We start from the raw sequence: 25,825 nt of genomic DNA on the forward strand, positions 1-25,825 counted from the left end.
TGAAAGGAAAAATCATGGTAGAAAAAAAACAAATACAAGAATATAATGCCGATCAGATTCAGGTTCTTGAAGGACTTGAAGCCGTTAGGGTAAGACCAGGTATGTATATCGGTTCTACATCTAGTAAAGGTCTACACCACCTTGTTTGGGAAATTGTAGATAACTCTATAGATGAAGCCTTAGCCGGATATTGTGACACAATAACAGTTGCAATTGAAAAAGGAAATTGGATAAGAGTAGAAGATAATGGACGTGGTATTCCAGTAGATATTCAAGAACAAACTGGAAAACCAGCACTTGAAGTAATTCTTACAGTACTTCATGCCGGAGGTAAATTCGGTGGAGGCGGATATAAAGTATCGGGTGGTCTTCACGGGGTAGGTGCCAGCGTAGTAAATGCTTTATCTACGAATCTAGAAGCTTCAGTTTATCGTGATGGGAAAATCTATACAATGAAGTTTGAACGAGGAGATGTAGTTCAAGGAATTACAGTGGTAGGAAATACTGATAGAACTGGAACGACTATTCGTTTTAAGGCAGATCCAGAAATTTTCCAAGAAACAACAGTATATGAATACGATATTTTAAGAACACGTATTAGAGAACTTGCTTTCTTAAATAAAGGTATAACAATTATACTTAAAGATGAAAGAGAAGGACAAGAAAAAGAAGAGACTTTCTATTATGAAGGTGGATTATTAGAATACGTAGAAATGTTAAATGAAAATAAAGATGCTTTACACGAAGCTATTTATGTGCATGGTGAGATGGATGGGAAAGAAGTTGAAATCTCAATGCAATATAACACAGGATACTCTAATAATGTATTAAGTTATGCTAATAACATTAATACACATGAGGGTGGAACTCACGAAAGTGGATTTAAAACAGCTCTTACGAGAATTATTAATTCTTACGGAAAGAAAAATAAACTTATAAAAGACAAAGAGTCACTAACTGGTGATGATGTTCGTGAAGGACTTGTTGCGATTATCTCAATTAAACACCCAAATCCACAATTTGAAGGGCAAACAAAAACTAAATTAGGAAACTCAGAGATGAGTACAATTACTAATAAGTTATTCTCTGAAGAACTAGATAGATTCTTATTAGAAAATCCAAAAATAGCAAAAATAATAGTTGAAAAAGGACTTCAAGCATCACGTGCAAGAATTGCAGCTAAGAAAGCTCGTGAATCTACACGTCGTAAAAATGCATTAGAATTTACAAACCTTCCAGGGAAACTAGCTGACTGTTCAAGTAAGGATGCAGCTGAATGTGAACTGTTCCTAGTCGAAGGGGATTCTGCGGGAGGAAGTGCAAAACTTGGACGTAATAGTAAATTCCAAGCTATTTTACCATTAAAAGGTAAAATTCTGAACGTAGAAAAAGTAAGAATTGATAAAGTATTATCTAATGACGAAGTACGTTCATTAATTACAGCTATTGGTATGGGAATAGGGGAAACATTAAATATTGATAAACTTCGTTATCATAAAATTGTTATCATGACCGATGCCGACGTCGATGGAAGTCACATTAGAACATTATTATTAACATTCTTCTTCAGATATATGAGAGAACTTATCGACGCAGGATATGTATATATCGCTAGACCACCTCTATACGGTCTAAAAGTAGGTAAAAAAGAATTCTACTGCCATACAGAAGAAGAACTTAAACAAAATATTGAAGAACATGCTGGAGATAAAAAGTACACTGTTCAACGATACAAAGGTCTTGGAGAGATGAATGCGGAGGAATTATGGGATACTACAATGGATCCAGAACATCGTTTAATGTATCAAGTAAGTATTGATGATGCTCAAAGAGCGGATGCAGCATTTGATACATTGATGGGTGAAAAAGTAGAACCAAGACGTAAATTCATCGAAGATAATGCTCTAAATGTTATAAACTTAGACATTTAGAAAGAAAGGATAGAACATGGAAGATAATAAAAATAATATTACCTTAAGAAACATAACGACTGAAATTGAAAATTCATTTTTAGATTATTCAATGAGTGTTATTGTATCACGTGCCTTACCAGATGTACGTGACGGGTTAAAACCAGTTCATAGAAGAATACTTTATGCTTTTAATGACTTAGGGTTAACATATGATAAACCTTACAAAAAAAGTGCCTTCGTTGTAGGGGAAGTAATGGCGAAGTATCACCCACATGGTGACTCTGCAACATACGGTACAATTGTACGTTTAGCGCAAGATTTCAACAGTAGATATCCTTTAGTAGATGGACAAGGAAATTTTGGTTCTATTGATGGAGATGGAGCTGCTGCGATGCGTTATACGGAAGCAAGAATGAGCAAAATTGCTTCTGAGTTACTTCGTGATATTAACAAAGATACAGTTGATATGCAAGATAACTATGATGGTACTAAACAAGAACCAAAAGTATTACCAGCAAGAATACCTAACTTACTAGTCAACGGAAGTAGTGGTATTGCAGTTGGTATGGCGACTAATATTCCGCCACACAACTTAGGGGAAGTTATCGATGGAGTAATCGCATTAGCAGATAACTCTGAAATAACTATTGCTGAACTTATGTCTAAGATAAAAGGACCAGATTTCCCGACAGGATCATTTTTACTAGGTCGTAGTGGAATAGTTAAAGCTTACACAACAGGACGTGGTTCTGTAATAATGCGTGGTAAAACTGAAATTGAACAAATGAAAAATGGTAAAGAAAGAATTATTATTACAGAAATTCCTTACCAAGTAAACAAAGCTAAATTAGTAGAAAAAATTGCTGAATTAGCTCGTGATAAAAAAATTGAAGGAGTTACTGACCTTCGTGATGAAAGTAACTTAAAAGGTATTAGAATTGTAATTGAATTACGTCGTGATGTTAACAGTAACGTAATTTTAAACAATTTATACAAATTAACACCATTACAAAGCTCATTTGGAGTTAACATGATTGCTCTTGTAAATGGAGTACCTAAGTTATTAAATCTTAAAGAAGTACTTTATTACTACCTTGAGCACCAAAAAGAAGTAGTAGTTAGAAGAACTAAATTCGATCTTAAAAAAGCGCAAGCTCGTGCCCACATATTAGAAGGATTACGAATTGCCTTAGATAATATTGATAGAATTATTAGCTTAATTCGTGGATCTCAAACTGCTGAGGAAGCAAAAGCTGGATTAATAGATCAATTCGGTTTAACTGAGATTCAAGCACAAGCTATCCTAGACATGCGTCTTCAAAGACTTACAGGTTTAGAACGAGATAAGATTGAGGAAGAATACAGTAAACTTATGGAACTTATCGCTGACTTAGAAGATATTCTAGCTAAACCGGAACGTGTAATTCAAATAGTTAAAGACGAGTTATTAGAAGTTAAAGAAAAATTCGGAGACAAACGTCGTAGTGTAATAATTGAAGGACAAGTAGATCAAATCGAAAATGAAGATTTAATCGAAAAAGAACAAATTATTATTACTTTATCTCATAACCAATACATTAAACGTCTTGCTGCAAGTACTTATAAGTCTCAAGGCCGTGGTGGACGTGGAGTAAATGGTATGACTACAAACGATGAGGACAATGTAGCTTATATGCTAAGTTGTTCAACTCATGATCATATCTTATTCTTTACAGATAAAGGTAAGGTTTATACTCTTAAAGGTTATGAAATTAACCAAATGAGTAGACAATCTAAAGGAATACCTATCATTAACTTATTAGAAATTGAAAAAGAAGAGAAAGTAAATTCTATTATTGCAATTTCTGATCTTCAAGAAGAGGGAACAAGCTTAATCTTCTCAACTAAATATGGTATCATTAAGAAATCTAAATTAGGAGATTACGCAAGTATTCTTAAGAAAGGTAAGATTGCTCTTAAACTTGATGAAGATGACTCACTAATTGATGTTCAAAGAATTACTGATGATCAAGATATTATGATTGTTACAGCAAATGGACAAGCGATTAGAATTAATGCTGAAAAAGTTCGTACAATGGGACGTGTAAGTCGTGGTGTTAAAGGTATTACACTGTCTCCAGATGACTATGTAGTAGGAATGGAAGTTGTTGATGAATCTAAGAAAATTTTAACAGTAACAGAAAATGGTATTGGTAAAATTTCTAAATCTACGGAATTCAATGTGATTAACCGTGGAGGAAAAGGTGTTAAAGTTGCTAAAGTTACTAAGAAAACAGGTAAGATTGTAGCGGTTAAATCAATCGCAGGAAATGAAGATTTAATGATTATGACTGACCAAGGAATTATTATTAGAATAGATGTTTCAACAATTAGCACACTTGGAAGAACAGCGACAGGTGTTAAAGTAATTAATCTTGTTGATGACCAAAAAGTAGCAACTGTTACATTAGCAGCGAAAGAAGAAATTTACGAAGAAGAATAATAAAATATAAATCGAGGAAATTATTGAGACTAAGATTGATAAAATTTTACTTTCAAATTCCTCGATTTTTTATGTATAGAAATTAACAACTACTGATTTAATCTTTTAGTTGTTAGAATGATAAATCATGTGAATATTAGAATATTATTAGAATTTTTAGAGATAATATAAAACATTATTTGATAAAACAAAATAAGAACAATAAAATTAAAAAAACAAAAAAAGTTAGTAAAATACATGAGAAAATGAAAAAAATGGTCAAAATTCATTGTGTTATTTCTAAAAAAGTTTTATAATGGAGTATGTAGTTAAAACTGATAAAATAAACTTTATTAGTAAAAATCTTATCAAGGAGTAACTAGATGCAAAAAACAAGACTAGAAAGCAATGTAAATGAAAATATTATCCAAGAGGAGATTAAGATTCTTACTGAAATGTTATTGAAAGCAACTCAAAAATTAATTTCAGAAGAAACTTTTCAAAAGATAGTAGAATTGAAATCATTAGCAGATCAGAAAAATTATGAAAAATTAAATCTTATTATTAAAGATTTAACACAAGAGGAAATGGAAATTGTTGCAAATTTCTTTTCAGTGTTACCTCTTTTAATAAATATTGCCGAAGATGTTGACTTAGCTTACGAGGTAAACTATAAAAATAATTCAGGTGAGTCTTATATAGGTAAGTTATCTGATTCAATTAAAAATATTAAAGATGAAAATACTTTAGACAACATTAATGTTGTACCTGTGTTAACAGCGCACCCTACACAGGTTCAACGTAAGACGATTCTTGATTTAACTGAGAAATTACACTCATTATTGAGAAAACATAGAGATGTAAAAAATGGCCTAATCAACGAAAGAAAATGGAAAAATTCAATTCAAAAACATATTGAAATATTAATTCAAAGTGATATTATTCGTGAGAAAAAACTAAAAGTAGCAAATGAGATTACTAATGTGCTAGAATACTATAATCTATCTTTCATAAAAGCTATTGGGAAATTAATGACTGAGTATAAGTTGTTATTAGAAGAATATAATATAGATTTAAAAAATGAAACTCCAATAACTATGGGAATGTGGATTGGAGGAGACCGTGATGGAAATCCTTTTGTAACTGCTGAAACACTTAATTTATCAGCTATGAAGCAGTGTGAACTTATTTCAAATTACTATTTAGATAAACTAGAAAGTCTATACAGAACTTTCTCAATGTCGACTCAATATATTCAAGAAAGCAAAGAATTAGAAGAATTAGCTAACCGTTCTAATGATTCATCAGTATATAGAGAAAAAGAACCATATAGAAGAGCAATATTTTATATTAAAGAAAAACTTGAAAATACTAAAGAATTCTTACTTAATGACAAGGAAATAGGAGAAAAATACTTAACATCATTAGAATTTATTAGAGATTTAGAAGTAATAAAAACATCTTTATTAGAAAATAAAGGTGAAATATTAATCACTGGAGAATTTGAGGAATTACTTAATGTTGTGAAAATCTTTGGATTCTACTTAGCAAGTATAGATATGCGTCAAGATTCAAGTGTATATGAAGCTTCTGTAGCAGAATTACTAAGAAGTGCAAATATTGAAAAAGATTATAGTTCTCTAAGTGAAGATGAAAAATGTAAATTGTTATTAAAACAATTAGAAGAAGATCCACGTCCTCTAAGTATTAATGATGTAGATAAACAATCAGAAGAATTAAAAAAAGAGCTTGCTATCTTTAGAACAGCTAGAAAATTAAAAGATAAACTTGGAGACAATGTTATTAAACAAAACATTATATCTCATACAACTAGTGTATCAGATTTATTAGAGCTAGCAATAATGCTAAAAGAAGTTGGATTAGTAGGTAGCGATTTTGCTAGGTTACAACTCGTACCATTATTTGAAACTATTGAAGACTTAGAAAATTCATATGAAGTTATGGATAAATACTTAAGCTTAGATATAGTGAAAAAATGGGTGAGTGACAATGGTCGATACCAAGAGATAATGTTAGGATACTCAGATAGTAATAAAGATGGTGGATATTTATCATCTGGATGGTCATTATACAAAGCTCAACAAGAACTTTCATCACTTGGTGAGAAACACAATATCAAAGTTACATTCTTCCACGGTCGAGGTGGTACTGTAGGTCGAGGTGGAGGACCAAGTTATGATGCGATTATTTCACAACCTTTAGGAAGTGTTCAAGATAGAATCCGCCTTACTGAGCAAGGTGAAATTATTGCAGCTAAATATGGAAATAGTGATGCAGCTTATTATAATCTAGAAGCACTATTCTCTGCTGTAATTCAAAGAATGAATGCTGATAAAGTGAATACTGACATAAGAGATATTCCAGAAATTCAAATCATTATGGATGAAATTGTTGATGATAGTTATAATAAATACCGAGAGTTAGTGTTTGAAAATCCAAACTTCTACAATTATTTCTTCGAAGCAACACCGATTAAAGAGATCTCAAGTTTAAATATTGGATCGCGTCCAGCATCACGTAAAAAAATTACGGATATCGGTGGTTTAAGAGCCATTCCTTGGGTATTCTCATGGTCGCAAAGTAGAATCATGCTTCCAGGTTGGTATGGAGTAGGAACAGCGTTCTCAAATTTCATTAATAAAGATAAAGAGAATATTGGAAAATTACGTAAAATGTACAAAAACTGGCCATTCTTCACATCATTACTATCAAATGTTGACATGGTTATGTCAAAATCAGACATGGATATTGCAAAAGAATATGCAAATCTTTGTAATGATGAAAAAACTAAAAATGTATATGAAGAAATTTTAAGAGAATGGAACTTAACTAAACAAGTAGTACTAGAAATCTCAGAACATAAAGAGTTTCTAGAAGATAATACATACTTAACTCGAAGTTTAGAAAATAGGTTACAATACTTTAATACTTTGAATTTACTTCAGGTAGAATTAATCAAACGTTCTAGAGAAGGTAAGTTACCAGAATCTCAAATTAATACAATTCATATAACAATTAATGGAGTTGCTACTGGACTTAGAAACTCTGGATAATATAAAAATGACACTAAGATTGAATCAGTCTTAGTGTCTATTTTTACGTACTCCCAAGTATATATAATCCTAAATAAAGATGTAAAACGAAGAGGGGGTGACTCAACAAAATCTTGATTTCTTAAGAAACAAGATTTTGTCGAATCACCCCCTATATTTTATTAGATATCTAAAAAGTTTTTATGAAGCAAATTTAGATATTAATAAACAACTACGTCTAAGAGTTTTTATGTAAATTATTTTTAAAATCTAATACTTTTGGGTCATATTTTATTTAATTTTTATTGCAACATAGCTGTTAGGAGCTACTACTGTCCCAAATGGTGTTGGATATATTTCATTGTTTCCAAATATTTTTTCACCAGAATAATCTTCGATAAAGTGAGCCTTAGAATCTAAGTTTATTATACAAAGAATGTTATTACGTTTGTATGCAACACATTTTTCATTAGTATAAATAAATTCAAAATTTGTAATAAAATCATTTTTATTTTCATTTCTAAATTTTGATAATTCAATATAATGATTTAGTAAATCTTCGTCTTTATTATTATGAGAAAATCCTAGTCGGTTATATGGATCTCTAAATCCATACATTCCAATTTCATCACCATAGTAAATACAAGGAACACCAGGTAATGTAAATTGTATAAAACTAGCAAATTTCAATAGATTTTTTGCTTCGTAATATTGTTCTTTTGACATTTTATATGTTGGTCGTTCATGAACAGGTATATCTTCTGGATTATCAAATGCTAACATTGTAAGAACACGCTCAGTATCATGACTTCCAAGTAAGTTCATCACCGCATCAAGGGCAGGACGAGGATAGTTTTCTACCAATTTTAGTATTTCAAGGGTAAAATCATCTGCATTTTTATATTTTACGAAATTAATAATAGCATTTTTCCAAGGATAGTTCATTACACTATCTAGTTGATCACCTAAGAAATATCGTCGTCGTGTATTGTAAGAAATTTTATTAGTTGCATCTTCCCAAACTTCTCCAATAATTAGGGAATCTTTATCATAGTATTTTGCACTTTCACGAATTCTATCTAAGAATTCATCAGGAAATTCATCTGCAACATCAAGGCGCCATCCAGCAATTCCTAATTTCTGCCAAAAGTTAACAACACCAGTATCTTTATTATTGATGAAATCACTATATTCTTTGTTTTCTTTTACAACTGTAGGTAAATTGTCAAATCCCCACCAAGAGTGATATTCGTTAGGAAAATTAATAAAATTAAACCAAGAATAGTATGGTGAATTTTGAGAGTTATAAGCACCAATACTGTCATAATTATTATATCGATTGAAATAAATACTGTCAGAACCTGTGTGGCTAAAAACACCATCTAGAATAATTTTAATATTATCTTTTTTGAAATCTTTACAGAAATTTTCGAATTGCTCATTAGTTCCAAAATACGGATCAACATTAAAATAATCAGCAGTAGAGTATCGGTGATTCTCAGGACTTTCAACAATAGGATTTAAATAAATACTCTCTATATTTAATTTTTTAAAGTAATCTTTTTCTTCCTCTATTCCTAGTAGATTTCCCATTAGGAAATCTTTTGCACCATAATTTTTATGAGTAATTGATGAGTGTGGAATACTGTCCCAATTTTCATGTCTAATTCTTACATTTTCATTTTTTGCCATTGTAGCGGTATATTTATCACTTCGTTTAAATCTATCAGGGAAAATCTGATACATAATTGAACCTTTGTACCAATCTGGTGTTGTAAAGTTTGAATCATAAACAGTAAGTTGCCAATCAGGTAGTTCATCATTACTATTAACAAGTTTAGCATTTAATCTATCATTTTTTAAATATACGTAAAAACTATCAAAGTGAACTTCGAAATGATAAAAGTATAGGCCGATATTAAAAGGTTCAAATTCTACGAAATATTTGGAATAATTATTTTCAGACTTTTCTTTAAATTTCAGACTTTTAGATATAATATCACCTGTAAACTCATTTTTTATAATAATTTTGAAATCATTGAAATAGAAATCATCTTTAATTAATACCTCAAAGTGGAAAGATTCTATATTATTTATTGCTCCTTTAGGAAATTTATTTTTTATAGGATTAAATTTAATCATTTTTTCTTCTCCGAAACATAAAATTTTCATTATCAATTTGTTTTACAAAAATAATCTACTTAATTTTAATACAAATATTTTTAAAAGTAAATGTTAATATTTAAAAAAATAGAATTTTATTAGTATTAAAGCATTAAATTCTAGATAATAATTTGTAAGAAAATAGCAAAGAAAACATTTACATAAAAGCTTTCATATGTTATACTATAGGTATAAAAAATAAAGAAAAAATTAGTGTTAATTTAAACTATTTTTTATGAAATTTTTATAAAATTAAATTTTTTTAAAATCAAAAGAAAACGTTTACTTTTGTAGAGGAGGGGGTATTTAGTGAATAATAATATGGCCGAATATTTATTCCATGAAGGAACTAATTACCATAGCCATAAATTTTTAGGATCGTTTTTAGATGGGGATTCTTGTACTTTTAGAGTATGGGCTCCAAACGCCAAAAGAGTTTTTGTTACAGGTGAGTTTTGTTCTTGGTATCCATATACATATGAAATGAAAAAAATAAATGATAGAGGAATTTATGAAATTCAAGTTCCTGGTGTTTGTGAGTTTGATGCTTATAAATATGTAATTGTGACACATAGTGGGGTTGAGTTATGGAAAGCTGATCCATATGCTAAGCATGCTGAAACTAGACCGTTAACAGCATCAAAAGTTTATACTTTACCAGAATATAAATGGAAAGATAAAAAGTGGATGGATAATAGGACGGTACCTTATCATCAGCCTATGAATATTTATGAAGTACATCTTGGATCTTGGAAACATAACGAAGAGGGAAAAGAACTAAGTTATAGGGAATTAGCGCATAGACTGGTAGAATATGTAAAAGAAATGAATTACACTCATGTTGAGTTATTACCAGTCACAGAGTATCCATATGATAAATCATGGGGATATCAAGCTACAGGGTATTTTTCACCAACTTCAAGATATGGAACACCGGAAGATTTTATGTATTTTGTTGATATTTGTCACCAAAATAATATTGGGGTAATACTAGATTGGGTTCCTGGACATTTTACAAAGGATGCTCATGGATTATATGAATTTGATGGAACACCATGTTATGAATATTCTGATACGAGAAAAATGGAGCACGAAGGTTGGGGTACTAGGGTGTTTGATTATGGACGTAATGAAGTTAAGTCATTTTTAACATCAAGTGCAGTATCATGGATTGAAGATTACCACATAGACGGAATAAGAGTCGATGCGGTTAGTTCTATGTTATTTTTAAATTATTGCCGAGATGAAGACAAATGTGCTAGAAATATTTACGGTGGATTTGAAAATCTAGAAGCAATAGATTTTATAAAAAATCTTAACTTATACGTAAAAGAAAATTATCCAGGTGTAAGTATGATAGCAGAAGAATCAACGAGCTATCCAAAAGTAACTGCTGCTGTTGAACATGGTGGTTTAGGATTTGACTTCAAATGGAATATGGGATGGATGAATGATAGTCTTGATTATTTAGAAACAGATCCTTTCTTTAGAAAAGGAGTACACAACAAATTTACATTTTCAATGCATTATGCATTCTCTGAAAATTTCATTCTTCCAATCTCACATGATGAAGTAGTACATGGAAAAAAATCTCTTTTAGATAAGAGTCCTGTTCCATACGAGGATAAATTCGCAAACTTAAAAGCATTTTTAGGGTATATGTATGCACATCCAGGGAAAAAATTAGCATTTATGGGAATTGATATTGCTCAATTTATCGAATGGGATGAAGAAAGAGAACTTGATTGGTTATTAATGTTATATCCTAAGCATGTATTTACACATAGATATGTAAAAGAACTTAATAAGTATTATAAAACTAAGCCAGCACTATGGGAAAACGACAGTGATTGGGATGGCTTTAGATGGCATGTTGTAGATGATAATAATAACAATGTTTTTGCTTTTTCTCGTAAAGATAGATCAGGTAAAGAAGTCTTAGTGATTAGTAATTTCTCAAATCAAGTATTGAAAAATTATGAAATTGGGGTAGATACTTGGGGAAGTTACAAGATTGTGTTGAATTCTGATGCTAAAAAATACGATGGTATCGCAGTATCAAATAGAAATCTTAAAACAATTAATAAAGAAAAAAATGAATTTAAATATACGTTGAGTTTAAATATTCCGCCTTATGCGACAATGTATATAGAAAAGAAATAAACAAGTTTTGAAGAAGGGGGTCAACTTAATGGCACGAAAAAAAGAAGTTGTAGCAATGCTACTAGCAGGAGGACAAGGTACAAGATTACAAGTATTGACAAAAGATATGGCTAAACCGGCTGTACCTTTTGGAGGAAAATATAGAATTATAGATTTTCCACTTTCTAATTGTGCGAACTCTGGAATTTCAACTGTAGGAGTACTAACACAATTTATGCCTTTGGAACTTAACTCATACATGGGGAATGGTCAACCATGGGATTTAGATAGAATGGATGGAGGGTTATCTATTCTACCACCTTATACTGCAGGAAAAACTGGAGAATGGTATAAAGGAACTGCTAATGCAATATATCAAAATATTAAATATATAGAGCAATATAACCCAGAATATGTTCTTATTTTATCAGGAGATCACATTTATAAAATGAACTATAAAGAAATGTTAGATTTCCACAAAGAAAAAGGAGCAGATTTAACAATCGCACACATTAATGTTCCAATTGAAGAGGCTAGTCGTTTTGGAATATTGAACACAAACTTTGATCTTAAAGTAACTGAATTTTTAGAGAAACCAGAAAATCCAATCTCAACTAAGGCATCGATGGGAATCTATATTTTCAGTTGGCAACAATTAAGAGAATATTTAATTCGTGACGAAGAAAACCCAGATAGTGAAAAAGACTTCGGTAAAAATATTATCCCAATGATGTTGAACGAAGGAAAAAATATCTATGCTTATCCATTTTATGGTTACTGGAAAGATGTAGGTACAATTGAGAGCTTATGGGAAGCAAATATGGATCTAATAAAAAATAAAGAAAACTTTAATATTGATGATAAATTATGGAGAATTTATTATCGACATGAAGGTGCTATGCCTCAATATTTAGGACATAGTGCTAATGTTAGAAATTCTATGATTTCAGATGGGACTACTGTATATGGAACTATTTCAGAATCTATAATTTCTTCAGGAGTTAGAATCGAAGAAGGTGCTGAAGTAGTGGGAAGTATCATCATGAAAGGTGCAGTTATTGAAAAAGGAGCTAAAGTCTATAATTCAATTATTTCAGAAGGTTCAGTAGTTAAAGAAAATGTAGAAGTAGGTAATAGAGAAATTGTTCTAGGAAAAGAACAAATAACAGTAATCGGTAGGGATGAAGTTGTAAATGAGAATAGGAAAGTAGAGGGAAAATAATATGGTAAGAGCGTTTTGTATTTTATTTGCGGATAACTATCGTAACGATGATCTGCAAGGATTAGTAAGAAATAGAACACTAGCATCTTTAGCGGTTGCGTCAAGATATAGAATGATTGATTTCATGTTATCTTCTTTAGTTAAAGCTGAGATATCTAATATAGCAGTAGTGACAAATCACCATTATAAGTCATTAATGGATCACTTAAGTTGGGGGAAAGACTGGGATCTAAACAGAAAAAATAGTGGGTTGAAATTTATAACACCGATGTCAAACCATCAATCAAATAGAGTTGCACAAAATAAAATCGAAGCATTGGGAGATGCGGCAAAATATGCAGATACTTTATTAGAAGAATATTGTATATTGGCAGATGGAAATATTGTTGGAAATATCGATTTTAAAGAAATGCTTAAATATCATAAATCTACAAATGCTGATATTACATTAGCTTATACGTATAGAAAACCCCAACAACGTGAATCACAAATTATTTTTGATGAAAAAGATAGAGTATATGATAGTTTATATCATTATGATGGATATGATCAAGTGTGCCCTACGCAAGTTAAAATTTACATAATGTCTAAAGAGATGTTTAAAGAACTTGTTAAAAAAGGGATGACATATGGATGGCAGGATTTATTGTTAGATTATATTACTAAGAATTTCCATAGATTAAATGTTTATGGATATGAAATCAAGAATTATACAAGAACAATTAATAGTGTTCAAGAGTTTTATGACTTTAATAGAGATTTATTAGATCCTAATAAGATGAATGAATTATTCTTATCAGGTACTGATATCTTAACTAGAGTACAAGATAGTGTACCAACTACTTATGGAGAAGGTGCAATCGTGAAAAATTCTATTCTAGGTGATGGTTGTGAAATTAATGGTATAGTTGAAAACAGTATTTTATTTAGGGACGTTGTAATAGAAGAAGGTGCAGTTATTAAAAATTCTATTATAATGCCTAATAGTGTTATTAAAAAATCAGCTTACTTAGATTATGTAATTTTAGATAAGTCGGCTACTGTTTCCGAAAGAGTGGAATTAAAAGGAGCTGAAAATTGTCAAGTTATTGTAGAAAAAAATAAAGTAGTATAATAAAAATATGGGTTAGAATAAAATGTGGGAGATATTTGTAAAACCTTCGATTTTCGGAAGGAAAAGGAGTATAATAAACAGATAGACTACATCTAAAACTAACCCTTTTAGTATGAAATAAATAACGAATAAGGAGAACAATAATGAAAATATTATTCGTGGCAGCTGAAGCGGCACCATTTGTAAAGGTTGGAGGACTAGGAGATGTTATAGGATCATTACCTAAAGCACTTCAAGATGAAAATGTAGAAGCAAGGGTAGTACTGCCTTTGTATTCTTCAATAGATAGACAAAAGTATGATTTAAAATATAAACAACATATATTTATTAATTTAGGATGGAGAACAGTTTATTGTGGAATTTTTGAAACGCAAGTAAATGGAGTAACTTATTATTTTATCGATAACGAACAATATTTTAATAGAGATAGTGTATATGGTCAAGATGATGATGGTGAAAGATTTGCATTCTTTTCAAAAGCTGCATTAGAAATATTACCTCATATTGATTATAAACCAGATATAGTTAATGCTAATGACTGGCATGCAGCTTTATCTGTAATTTACTTAGATGATATTAAGTCAAGAGGAGAAGGTTTTTATCAAAATATTAAAAGTGTAATATCTATCCATAATATTGAATTCCAAGGAAAATTTAATCCTTATGAAATGGGGAATTTATTTGGATTAGATAATAAATATTTTGATGCTCTTATATACAAAGGTGATTTAAACCTATTGAAAGGTGCTATTCAATTGGCTGATAGAATAAATACGGTAAGTGAAACTTATGCACATGAAATATTAGATCCATATTTCTCATATGGTTTAGATGATATACTAAGAATAGAGCAAGGAAAACTTCACGGCATAATTAATGGTTTGGATATTGATAAGTTTAATTCAAAAACTGATAAAAACATTTATAAGAACTTTGATGTTAAAACATTAAAAAATAAAGTAGAGAACAAATTAAAATTCCAAGAAGATTTAGCGTTAGAAGTAAATGAAAATATCCCTATGATTGGAATGGTTACTAGATTAACTCACCAAAAAGGAATTGACTTAGTTCTTCATGTAGCTGATGAAATCTTAAAAACAGGTGCTCAACTTGTGATTTTAGGAACAGGTGATCGTCATTATGAAGATGCACTTCGTTCGTTAGAATATCGTCGTCATGATAAAGTAAGAAGTTTAATTATGTTCTCATCAGAAGTATCATCAAAAGTATATAGCTCTTGTGATATGTTCTTGATGCCATCTAAAACTGAACCATGTGGTTTATCTCAACTTATTTCAATGAGATACGCTACTATACCGATTGTTCACAGAGTTGGTGGGTTAAGAGATACAGTTGAACCATTCGATGGAAAAACAGGAACAGGATTTACATTTGAAAGTTTCGATGCATACGATATGTTAGATGCGGTTTATAGAGCAACGTATTGTTATTATCAAGAACGTCATATTTGGAATAAAATTATGAAGAATGCAATTCAACAAGATGTAAGTTGGAAAAAATCAGCACTACAATATATAAATATGTACAGTGAAATCGTCTAACGAGATGGATTATAGGAGAGATTAATGAAACAACAAGAGTTAGAACACAGAATAGAAAAATATTTAAAAAGACAATTTGGGATCACAATAAAAACAGCGAGTAAACGTCAAGTTTATGAAGCGTTAATGAGCACTGTTAGAGAAAAATTATCTGAGAAAAAATTTGCGTATGAACAAGAATTAAAGAAAACAAAGCAAAAACGTGCTTACTACATGTCAATGGAGTTTCTTGTAGGTAGAACTTTAAGAAACAATTTATTTAATCTTGGAGTCGAAAAAGAAATCAAAGAATATCTTTCTGACAATAACTTCGATTTAGATGAAATTTATGATATCGAACCAGATCCAGGATTAGGGAATGGTGGTCTTGGACGTCTTGCTTCATGTTATTTAGATGCTTTAACAAGTAGTGATTATCCAGTAACAGGTTTTTCTATTCTTTATGAATATGGAATCTTCAAGCAGGTTATTAACAATGGTTGGCAACAGGAGTTCCCAGATTATTGGTTAGATTTAGGGAAATATGGTCTTGTTTATAGAAATGACGAGGAAATTGAGGTTAGGTTCTATGGACATGTTGAAGAAAAAATGACAGAAAATGGATTCACTGTAGAACACAAAGATTATACTTCAATTCAAGCTGAACCATATGATTTATTAATTTCAGGATATAAAACAAAAACTGTAAATACATTACGTTTATGGGAAGCAAAAGCAAAAACAGGATTTAATATGAAACTGTTTGAACGCGGAGAATATTCAAAATCTTCAGAAGCAGAAGCAATAGCTTCATCAATTTCTAAATTATTATATCCAGCAGATAGCACAAATGAAGGTAAAGAATTACGTATTAAACAACAATACTTCTTTATTAGTGCTTCATTGCAACAATTAGTAAAAAATCATTATAATGAATTTGGAACATTAGAAAACTTAAGTGAACACGTTGCATTACATATTAATGATACTCACCCAGCGATGGGAGTTCCAGAATTAATGAGATTATTGCTTGATGAATATGGTTATTCTTGGGATAAGGCTTGGGAAATTTCAATTAAAACTTTTGCCTACACTAACCACACAATTATGGCGGAAGCGTTAGAAAAATGGTCTGTAGATTTATTTAAACCATTATTACCACGTATTTACTCAATTATTGAAGAAATTAATAAACGATTCTGTCAATGGGTAATTGATCAAGGTAAAGATTATACATTAGCAGAAACAGCAATTATTTATGATAATCAAATAAGAATGGCTAATTTATCAATAGTAGGAAGTCATAATGTTAACGGAGTATCGAAATTACATAGTGACATTCTTGTTGAATCAACATTTAGAGCATTTAACGAATTATATCCAACTAAATTCGGAAATGTAACTAACGGTATAGCTCATCGTAGATGGTTAGGACAGGCAAACCCTGAACTAGCATCATATCTGAAAGAATTAATCGGTGATGACTTCGTTAAAGATTTATCTAAAATCAGTAAATTAAATGATTATAAAAATGACAAAAAAGTTGTTGATAAACTTCTAGAAATTAAAAAAATTAAAAAAGAACAACTTGCTACTTACATTCAAAATACAACAGGTATAACTGTAAATCCAGAGTCTATCTTTGATGTACAAGTTAAGAGACTTCATGAATATAAACGTCAATTACTGAATGCATTACACATCGTATATTTATATAGAGAGATTAAATATAATGGATTACGTCCAGTACCTAGAACATTTATTTTTGCTGCAAAAGCATCGTCAGGATACCAAATGGCTAAAAATATTATTAAATTTATCCACTCAATCTCTCAAATGATTGAATGTGATGAATTAGTGCGTGAATACATAAAAGTTGTATTTTTACCAGATTACAAAGTAACACTAGCAGAAAAAATAATTCCAGCGGCTGACATTAGTGAACAAATTTCACAAGCTGGAAAAGAGGCAAGTGGAACAGGAAATATGAAACTAATGCTAAATGGAGCTTTAACATTAGGAACACTTGATGGAGCTAATGTAGAGATTCATGAAGCGGTAGGAGATGACAATATCTTTATCTTCGGTTTAGAAACTCCAGAAGTAGATGCGTTATATGCTCATGGATATAAACCTTGGGAATACTACAATAATTCAGTAAAAATTAAAGAAACATTAGATTTCATTAGAACTATGACTGTAGGTGGTATGAACTTCAACTTTATCGTAGACTACTTATTAACTCAAGATAACTATATGTGTCTAGCTGACTTTGAAAGTTATATTACAGCTCAAGAAAAAGTTGCTGAAACTTATCAAGATAAAGAAAAATGGGGACAAATGAGTTTAGTAAATACTGCTAATGCTGGTATCTTCTCTGCAGATAGATCTGTAGCTGAATATGCTAAAGATATTTGGAACATAAAAAAAGTAAAATAAAATATTAATATAAAGGGCGACCTAATAGGAAAATTTTCCTTAGGTTGCTCTTATTTTTATTAGACTATAAAATAATCACTCAAAAATAAGTGGAATATTATTTAAATTTAGATATAAAGTATATATAAACGTACCATTCTCATAGATAAAATACGATTAATATGATAAAATTAAAAGGAAAGACTGTGTAAATTTTAAAATTAATATTTATTTTGAAATGCACACTTAGTAAATAAAAAAGAGGTAACTATGGCAAAAGAAAGAGCAGATGTCCTTTGCGTAAGTCAAGGATTATTTGAATCAAGAGAAAAAGCAAAACGAGCTATTATGGCTGGTATAGTTTATAATGATAATATTAGAATTGATAAAGCAGGGGAGAAGGTTGAATCAACTGCGGAACTTAGAATTAAAGGTAAACAGATGCCTTATGTTAGTCGCGGAGGACTTAAACTAGAAAAAGCGATTAATGAGTTGAACTTTGATGTGAAAGACAAAGTAATGATTGATATTGGTTCATCAACTGGAGGATTTACAGACTGCGCATTACAAAACGGAGCGAAGTTTGTATATGCATTGGACGTTGGTACTAATCAACTTGTGTGGAAACTACGCAATGATGAACGTGTAAAAGTAATGGAACAAACTAACTTCAGACATTCCGTTAAAGAAGATTTTGATGTCTATGAAATTGATATTGCTTCAATTGATGTTTCATTTATATCACTATCATTAATACTCCCAAATCTTGCTGAAATAATAAAAGATGGTGGAGAAGTTTGCGCACTTGTAAAACCTCAATTTGAAGCTGGAAAAGATAAGGTAGGAAAAGGTGGAATTGTTCGAGATAAAAAAGTTCAATTAGAAGTCGTAGAAAAAGTATTGCTATTAGCAAATAGTGTTGGATTTAGTATGACAAATCTATCTTATTCTCCAATAACAGGTGGAGAAGGGAATATTGAATTCTTAATGCTTCTAAAATATAATGCAGATAAAGAAGTGGAAAATAGTAAAATCAATATAGAGCATATTGTAAATAATGCTCATAATCACTTTAAATAGAGGAGGAGCCGATGTTAATTCAGTTAAATATTAAGCAATTTGGAATAATTGAAAAAGCTACTATAGAACTTAAAAATGGTTTAACTGTCTTAAGTGGAGAAACTGGTGCAGGGAAATCAATGATTCTAGCGGCAATTTCACAACTGTCTGGTCAAAGAACATCGACGTCTTATATTCGTTATGGTGAAGAGAAGGCGAGTGTTGAAGGTGTATTTGATTTTCCTAAGAGTAAAGAAGTTAAGAGAATTTTTAATGAACTTGATTTAGATCTTGAAGATGAGGTTATTGTAGTTCGTCGTGATATTTACAGCAGTGGAAAGAGTGTGTGTAGAATTAACGGAACAATAGTTAATCTATCTACGTTAAAAAAAGTAGCTGCTCATTTATTAGATATTCATGAACAACACGATAATCAAGTATTATTAGTAGAAAAAAATCACCTGAATTTGGTAGATTCATTTAATAGAGAAAAAATTCAACCTGCATATTTAAAATATAAAGAAAAATTTAAAGAATACCAAGTAATCAAAGAAAAAATCGATAATTTAAAACAACAAGAAAGTGATGTTCTTCAAAAAGTGGATTTCTTAAAATTCCAGTATAAAGAATTAAGTCAGATGAAACTTAAAATAGACGAAGATTTAGATCTTGAAAAGGATATCGATTACTTAGAGAACTTCGAAAAGGTAAATACCCTTGCTCATAGTATTACAGACGGTATTGATGGTGAGTATGGAGTAATATCAAAACTTGCAGAAATTAGATCTAATCTAGGAGAGCTAAGTAGGTATAATTCTAACTTTGAAGAAAAATATGAAGAGATTACAAATTTATACTATATTCTTGATGATTTAAAATATGAAGTTTCTAGTTATACAGATGTAATTGAATATGATGAGGAAAAATTAGATCGTTTGATTTTTAGATTAGATAAAATAAAAACATTAGAGAAAAAATACTCTAAGCCACTTAATGATCTTATTACCTTTACAGAAACGATTAAAGAAGAATTAGATGAGTTGGAAAACTATGAAGAGAACTTTGAAAACTACTTAGAGGAAAGTAAAAAAATCGAAGAAGAACTGACGACTCTAGCCGAAGAGTTAAGTTCAATAAGAAAAGAGACAGCGCTAAAACTAGAAAAACTTATTCAAGATGAGTTGAAATTCTTATACATGGAAAAGAGTACTATTAAAGTTGATTTCAAAGAAAAAGAATTTTCAACAACAGGAAAAGACGATGTTAAGATTTTAATTAGTGCGAATTTAGGAGAACCTTTAAAATCCTTATCTAAAGTTGCTTCAGGTGGGGAACTTTCAAGGGTAATGTTAGCTCTGAAAATAATTTTCTCAAGAAGCATAGAAGCTACTTCGATAATATTTGATGAAATTGATACTGGAGTAAGTGGAAGAGTGTCGCAAAGGATGGCTGAAAAAATGTATCAACTTGGTGTAGGTTCGCAAGTACTTTGTATTTCGCACTTACCTCAAACCACAGCCTTAGCAGATACAAATTTACTAATCAGTAAAGAAATAATAGATAAGAGAACATTAACTGTAATTAGAGAACTATCAGAAGAAGAGAAGATTGCTGAAGTAGCAAGAATGGTGTCAGGAGACACTATGACAAAACTTTCTGAAGAACACTCTATCGAAATGTTAAGACTAGCAGAAAAAACTAAAGCAGATATAAAAGCGAAACTAAACAAATAGTTACAAAAAATACCAAAAAGGTATAGGAGGAACATGACAAAAGAAGGAAAAATTTTAAAAGCGCTTAGTGGATTTTATTATGTAAATTGTTCTGGAGAAATCGTTACGTGTCGTGCACGAGGAAATTTCAGAAATGAGAATATCACACCATTAGTAGGTGATGATGTAAAAATTCAAATGAGTGATAATAATACAGGATATGTAGTAGAAATTTTAGAAAGAAAAAATGAATTACTAAGACCTAAGGTTGCGAATATAGATTATAGTATTATTGTAGTATCTGTTAAAGATCCTGAGTTTTCAAGTAAGCTACTAAATAAAACAATTTGTTTAAATGAAAATAGTGATGTAGATATTATTATCATTTTTACTAAGTTAGATTTATTAAAAGATGATGAACTAGAAAAGATGAAAGAAATAATGAATTATTATTATGAAATAGGATATCAAGTATTTACGAATTCTGAAGAAGATATCGATAAATTAAAAGAAGTTATTTCTAATAAGTATGTAGCGATATCTGGTCAATCAGGTGCAGGAAAATCTACATTTATTAATAAACTAGCAGAACACCTTGATATCGAAACAGGAGAAATTTCGAAACATTTAGGACGTGGACGACACACGACTAGACATACGGAATTTTATCAAATTGATGATTTTTATATCGCAGATACACCAGGTTTTTCTTCACTTGATATTACATTTATTGAAAAAGAAGATTTACAATACTTATTTAGAGAGTTTCATGACTATGATTGTAAATTTAAACCATGTAATCACATGGAGGAAATTCAATGTGGTGTCAAAGAAGCGGTAGAAAGTAAACAAATATTAGAAAGTCGCTATGAAGATTATAAAGTTTTATTTACAGAAAAACAAAATCAAAAAAGAAAATATATAAAGGAGAGATAAGATGAAGAAAATTTTACCTTCAATTTTATCAGCAGATTTTGCTAATTTAGAAAGAGATATTAAAGAATTAGAAAATATAGGAATTGATATGTTTCATATAGATGTAATGGATGGGAATTTCGTTCCTAACATTTCTTTTGGATTTCCAATAATTGAAGCAATCCGACCTAAAACAGACAAAGTTTTTGATTGTCATCTAATGATTGCTAATCCAGAAAATTATGTAGAACAATTTTGTAAAGTTGGTTGCGATATGGTTTCTTTTCATATAGAAGCTACAAATCATGCAGACAGATTAATACAAGTAATCAAGAATAATGGAAAAAAAGCTGGTATAGTATTAAATCCTCAAACACCATTTGAAAGTATTAAATACTTATTACCAAAAGTAGATTATGTTCTAATTATGACTGTTAATCCAGGGTTTGGTGGTCAGAAGTTCATTCCAGAAATGCTTGAGAAAATTGAAGAATTAGCTAAGATAAGAGAAGAAAAAAATTATAACTTCTTAATAGAAGTAGATGGTGGAATAAATGTAGAAACATCGAAAGCTTGTAGAGATAAAGGTGCAGACTTATTAGTTTGTGGATCATTTTTATTTGGAGCAAGCGATAAAGAAAAAACATTAGGTGAGTTGTTAAAATAATGAATACAAAAAAAATAAGCATAATGTTAGGTGGGGTATTTCCAGAAGAATTACCTTTATCTGACTTATGGTGTGGAGTAGATAGAGGAGCATTGTACTTACTTGATAAGGGTATAAATCCATTATTAAGTTGCGGAGATTTTGATTCAATAAACTCTGAACAAAGAAAAGAAGTTGAACAAAAATCTAAGTACTTTAGAGTAAAACATAGTGAAGATTTAACTGATGCTGACTTTGCTTTAGAAAATATACTAGAACTATTTGATTCAGTAGAAGAAATAGATATATATGGAGCAACAGGAAGAAGACTTGATCACTTCTTTGGAAATATTTTACTTCTAAATAATGAAAAATATAACAATGTTAAAGTAAAAATTATTGATGATAATAATATAATAACTATAGCACATAGTGGACAAAATATTTTTGAAAAAATTGAAGGGTATAAGTATTTCTCAATAGTTCCAATTTATGAGAATACGAAGATGTCTATAAAAAATTCTAAATATGAAGTAGAAAATTTAGTCTTGACTTTAAATCGTCCTAATGCAACGAGTAACGAATTTGCTAATGAAAAAGCTATTGAGTTGGAAGTAAGTTCAAATGTATTAGTAATATATTCTAAAGATTAGAAGGAGAAATTATGATTGAGATAATACAGTTTATGATAATAGCAGTTTTAGCAGGATTTCTAGGCTCTTTAGTAGGACTTGGTGGTGGAATTATTATTACACCAGCATTAACAATCTTATTTGGAATAGATATCAAATATGCAATAGGTGCAAGTATCATTGCGGTAATTGCAACGAGTAGTGGTTCAGCAATAGCATTTGTTAAAGATCATGTAAGTAATATGAGAGTTGGTATGCTTTTAGAAGTTTTTACTACAGTAGGAGGAGTTGTAGGAGCCCTTATGGCAGGAATATTTTCTTCAAAGTTGCTATATATCTTTTTCTCGTTAATTCTGTTGAATTCTTTTTATGGTATGCTGAAGAAAACAGGATTAATAACTAAGGTGAAAAAAGAAGAAGAAAAGGTAGAAAATGATAAATATGCTGATCGATATAAATTAAATTCAACATATTATGATAAAGCGACAGGTAAAACCGTAGCATATAATGTTACTAATGTTCCTCAAGGATCACTAGTAATGTTTGGAGCAGGTTTTGCTAGTGGATTACTTGGAATTGGTAGTGGAGCGTTCAAAGTTGTTGCATTAGATAGTTATATGAAACTTCCTATAAAAGTAAGTACAGCTACGAGTAACTTTATGATGGGTGTTACAGCAACAGCAAGTGCTTTAATTTACTTCTTTAATGGAACAATAAATCCAGTAATCGCAGCTCCTATAGCTATAGGAACTTTAATAGGTTCTAGAACTGGAGCAAAGGTAATGCAAAGATTAGATGCAAAATATATAAGATATATATTCCTACCAATTTTATTATTTACTATAGTTAATATGTTCTTAAAAGGGGTGGGGGTGCTTTAATATGGAAAAGAAAAAAGATATAAATATCGTTATTTCTAATATTTTAAAGACTGGAGTATTCATTAGTTCATTCTTTATTATAACAGGTATAGTGCTTAGCTTTATATATGGAGTGGATGGTGTACTGACTATTGAAAGATATACTTTTTCAGAAATGCTAAAAGGTTTAACTACATTAAATTATCATTCGTATTTAATGTTTGGTATCTTTTTGTTAATATTAACTCCAGTACTGAGAATCTTTGGATTGCTTTATGTTTATATTGAAGAAAAAGATTTCAGATTCGTAAGAATTTGTATATTAGTTTTAATAATATTAATCGTAAGTCTAATGTTGGGAGTAACTCACAATTAAAATAAGAAAAAAATTTAAAAATATAAAGTATAACAAAGCGATAATATTGATTTTATTGTAAATTGTGAACAAAATGTGAACGAAAAATGGTAAAAAGTAGGAAAAGTGCTACTTTTTATCATTTTTGTTTTGCTATAATAAAGACTATGTTATACAATAATAATATAAATATTTGCACTAAATATAATTTAATATTTTTAAAGGAGGTATATCTATGTTGGATCCACTATTACTTGCTAGGATACAATTCGCAGCGACAACAGTGTTCCACTTCTTCTTTGTACCGATTACTATTGGTATGGTGTTCTTAATCGCGATTTTTGAAAGTATTTATGTTAAAACTGGCGATGAACATTACAAAAGAATTACGAAGTTCTTTGGTCACTTATTCCTAATTAACTTCGCTGTTGGGGTTGTTACAGGTATCCTACAAGAGTTCCAATTTGGTATGAACTGGTCTGAATATTCTTCATTCGTAGGGGATGTTTTTGGACCTTCACTTGCGATAGAAGCATTACTTGCATTCTATCTTGAGTCTACATTTATCGGTATTTGGATTTTCTCTTGGGAGAAAATTAACAAAAAATTACACGCAATGTGTATTTGGTTAGTAAGTATCGGAACACTTATGTCAGCGTTCTGGATTTTATCAGCTAACTCATTCATGCAACACCCAGTTGGTGTTAAATACGTTGAGAACAACGTAATTGGTAAAAAAGCAGAGATGATTGACTTCTTAGCAATCATTAAAAACCCATATTTATGGAACCAATTCCCTCACGTAGTAACAATGGCGTTAACTGTAGGAGCATTTACAATTGCAGGTATTGCATCTTGGAAAATGGTTCGTAAACAAGAAGTTGCAGTGTTTAGAAAAGCATTTAAAGTATCTATCGTAGCTGCTTTAATCGGTTCATTAGGATTGTTTTGGACTGGACATTCTCAAATGCAATACTTAGTAAGAGAATATCCTATGAAAGTTGCAGCTGCTGAGGCTCTGTATGAAGATACAGGAAATTCAGCACCATTCTCAGTTTTAGCAACAATTGATCAAAAACAACAGAAAGCAGAACATTACCTTGAAGTTCCAGGTATGTTAAGTTTCTTAGCATATGATAAATTTGAAGGAAGCCTTAAAGGTATGAAAACTCTTCAAAAAGAAATGGATGAGAAATACTATCCAGTAGTCGGAAAACACATCGATTACACACCAGACGTACCAACAATTTATTACTCATTTAGAGTTATGTCTGGTTCAGTTGGTATCTTAATCTTAATGTCGTTACTTGGTACTATATATGCATTCAAGAGAACTGAAATTAAAAAACGTTGGTTCTTACAACTTATGCCATGGACTTTACTAGTAGCTGAAGTTGCTACTGCTTGTGGTTGGATTATGGCAGAGATGGGTCGTCAACCTTTCTTAATCTTCGGAGTGATGGCTACTGAATCTGGAGTTTCTCCAAACTCAGCATCATCAGTATTGTTCTCACTATTAGTATTCTGTGTACTATACACAATTTTAGGTATTGCACAATTTGTAGCGTTCAGATATACAATGAACAAAAAAGAAACAACTGTGAAGGAGGTAGCATAGT

General features: G+C 30.4%; 17 protein-coding genes. 16 read left to right on the plus strand and 1 reads right to left on the minus strand.

The genetic code is table 11. The features are described from left to right. The first annotated feature begins 14 nt into the window (after nt 1-14). The 3 genes from gyrB (at nt 15) to ppc (ending at nt 7,448) form a co-directional block, all read left to right on the plus strand. Complete coding sequence (gyrB, locus tag O5Y44_RS03470; RefSeq protein ID WP_271966305.1) at nt 15-1,931, plus strand: DNA topoisomerase (ATP-hydrolyzing) subunit B; 1,917 nt, start codon at nt 15-17, stop codon at nt 1,929-1,931. A 16-nt stretch (nt 1,932-1,947) separates the two neighbouring features. Further along, a complete protein-coding gene (gene gyrA / locus O5Y44_RS03475) occupies nt 1,948-4,395 on the plus strand; it encodes a DNA gyrase subunit A (protein ID WP_271966304.1) in 2,448 nt (815 codons plus the stop codon). Nucleotides 4,396-4,757: 362 nt separating this feature from the next. Further along, a complete protein-coding gene (gene ppc, locus O5Y44_RS03480; RefSeq protein ID WP_371465551.1) occupies nt 4,758-7,448 on the plus strand; it encodes a phosphoenolpyruvate carboxylase in 2,691 nt (896 codons plus the stop codon). Nucleotides 7,449-7,718: 270 nt separating this feature from the next. Here ppc and O5Y44_RS03485 read toward each other — a convergent pair whose 3' ends face one another. Then, entirely contained in the window at nt 7,719-9,569 is a 1,851-nt protein-coding gene (locus tag O5Y44_RS03485) for a glycoside hydrolase family 13 protein (RefSeq protein ID WP_316447299.1), read from the minus strand. Between the two features lie 330 nt (nt 9,570-9,899). Here O5Y44_RS03485 and glgB point away from each other — a divergent pair, with 330 nt between their 5' ends. From glgB to O5Y44_RS03550, 13 genes are all read left to right on the plus strand, one after another. Continuing rightward, on the plus strand, nt 9,900-11,753 hold the full coding sequence (glgB, locus tag O5Y44_RS03490) for a 1,4-alpha-glucan branching protein GlgB (RefSeq protein WP_316447595.1): 1,854 nt from the start codon (nt 9,900-9,902) through the stop codon (nt 11,751-11,753). A 28-nt stretch (nt 11,754-11,781) separates the two neighbouring features. Then, nucleotides 11,782-12,954 carry a glucose-1-phosphate adenylyltransferase gene (locus O5Y44_RS03495; RefSeq protein WP_271964718.1) on the plus strand — a complete coding sequence of 391 codons (1,173 nt, stop codon included), beginning with the start codon at nt 11,782-11,784 and terminating at the stop codon, nt 12,952-12,954. A 1-nt stretch (nt 12,955) separates the two neighbouring features. After that, on the plus strand, nt 12,956-14,068 hold the full coding sequence (gene glgD, locus O5Y44_RS03500) for a glucose-1-phosphate adenylyltransferase subunit GlgD (protein ID WP_271987011.1): 1,113 nt from the start codon (nt 12,956-12,958) through the stop codon (nt 14,066-14,068). 143 nt (nt 14,069-14,211) lie between these two features. Further along, nucleotides 14,212-15,630, plus strand: coding sequence for a glycogen synthase GlgA (gene glgA, locus O5Y44_RS03505; protein WP_271964716.1), 1,419 nt, complete (start codon nt 14,212-14,214; stop codon nt 15,628-15,630). Nucleotides 15,631-15,654: 24 nt separating this feature from the next. Next, nucleotides 15,655-18,048: a glycogen/starch/alpha-glucan phosphorylase gene (locus O5Y44_RS03510; RefSeq protein WP_371465554.1), complete on the plus strand. Its 2,394-nt coding sequence runs from the start codon at nt 15,655-15,657 to the stop codon at nt 18,046-18,048. A 249-nt stretch (nt 18,049-18,297) separates the two neighbouring features. Next, complete coding sequence (locus tag O5Y44_RS03515; protein ID WP_102169630.1) at nt 18,298-19,107, plus strand: TlyA family RNA methyltransferase; 810 nt, start codon at nt 18,298-18,300, stop codon at nt 19,105-19,107. Between the two features lie 11 nt (nt 19,108-19,118). Then, nucleotides 19,119-20,819: a DNA repair protein RecN gene (gene recN / locus O5Y44_RS03520; protein ID WP_271987009.1), complete on the plus strand. Its 1,701-nt coding sequence runs from the start codon at nt 19,119-19,121 to the stop codon at nt 20,817-20,819. 33 nt (nt 20,820-20,852) lie between these two features. Beyond that, nucleotides 20,853-21,734 carry a ribosome small subunit-dependent GTPase A gene (gene rsgA / locus O5Y44_RS03525; RefSeq protein ID WP_271964713.1) on the plus strand — a complete coding sequence of 294 codons (882 nt, stop codon included), beginning with the start codon at nt 20,853-20,855 and terminating at the stop codon, nt 21,732-21,734. A gap of 1 nt (nt 21,735) precedes the next feature. Further along, nucleotides 21,736-22,380, plus strand: a complete 645-nt coding sequence (rpe, locus tag O5Y44_RS03530; protein WP_271964712.1) for a ribulose-phosphate 3-epimerase — start codon at nt 21,736-21,738, stop codon at nt 22,378-22,380. Then, a complete protein-coding gene (locus O5Y44_RS03535; RefSeq protein ID WP_271964711.1) occupies nt 22,380-23,012 on the plus strand; it encodes a thiamine diphosphokinase in 633 nt (210 codons plus the stop codon). Before rpe ends, O5Y44_RS03535 begins: the two co-directional genes overlap by 1 nt. Before the next feature lie 11 nt (nt 23,013-23,023). Continuing rightward, the gene (locus O5Y44_RS03540) at nt 23,024-23,872 is read left to right on the plus strand and encodes a sulfite exporter TauE/SafE family protein (RefSeq protein ID WP_371465558.1); all 849 of its coding nucleotides are present in this window, start codon (nt 23,024-23,026) and stop codon (nt 23,870-23,872) included. 1 nt (nt 23,873) lies between these two features. After that, on the plus strand, nt 23,874-24,227 hold the full coding sequence (locus tag O5Y44_RS03545; RefSeq protein ID WP_271964709.1) for a DUF1634 domain-containing protein: 354 nt from the start codon (nt 23,874-23,876) through the stop codon (nt 24,225-24,227). 214 nt (nt 24,228-24,441) lie between these two features. Next, nucleotides 24,442-25,824: a cytochrome ubiquinol oxidase subunit I gene (locus O5Y44_RS03550; protein ID WP_102169637.1), complete on the plus strand. Its 1,383-nt coding sequence runs from the start codon at nt 24,442-24,444 to the stop codon at nt 25,822-25,824. Nucleotide 25,825: the final 1 nt, after the last annotated feature.

The sequence above is a fragment of the Gemella sp. 27098_8_155 genome, from assembly GCF_041433725.1.
GTDB lineage: Bacteria > Bacillota > Bacilli > Staphylococcales > Gemellaceae > Gemella > Gemella haemolysans_D.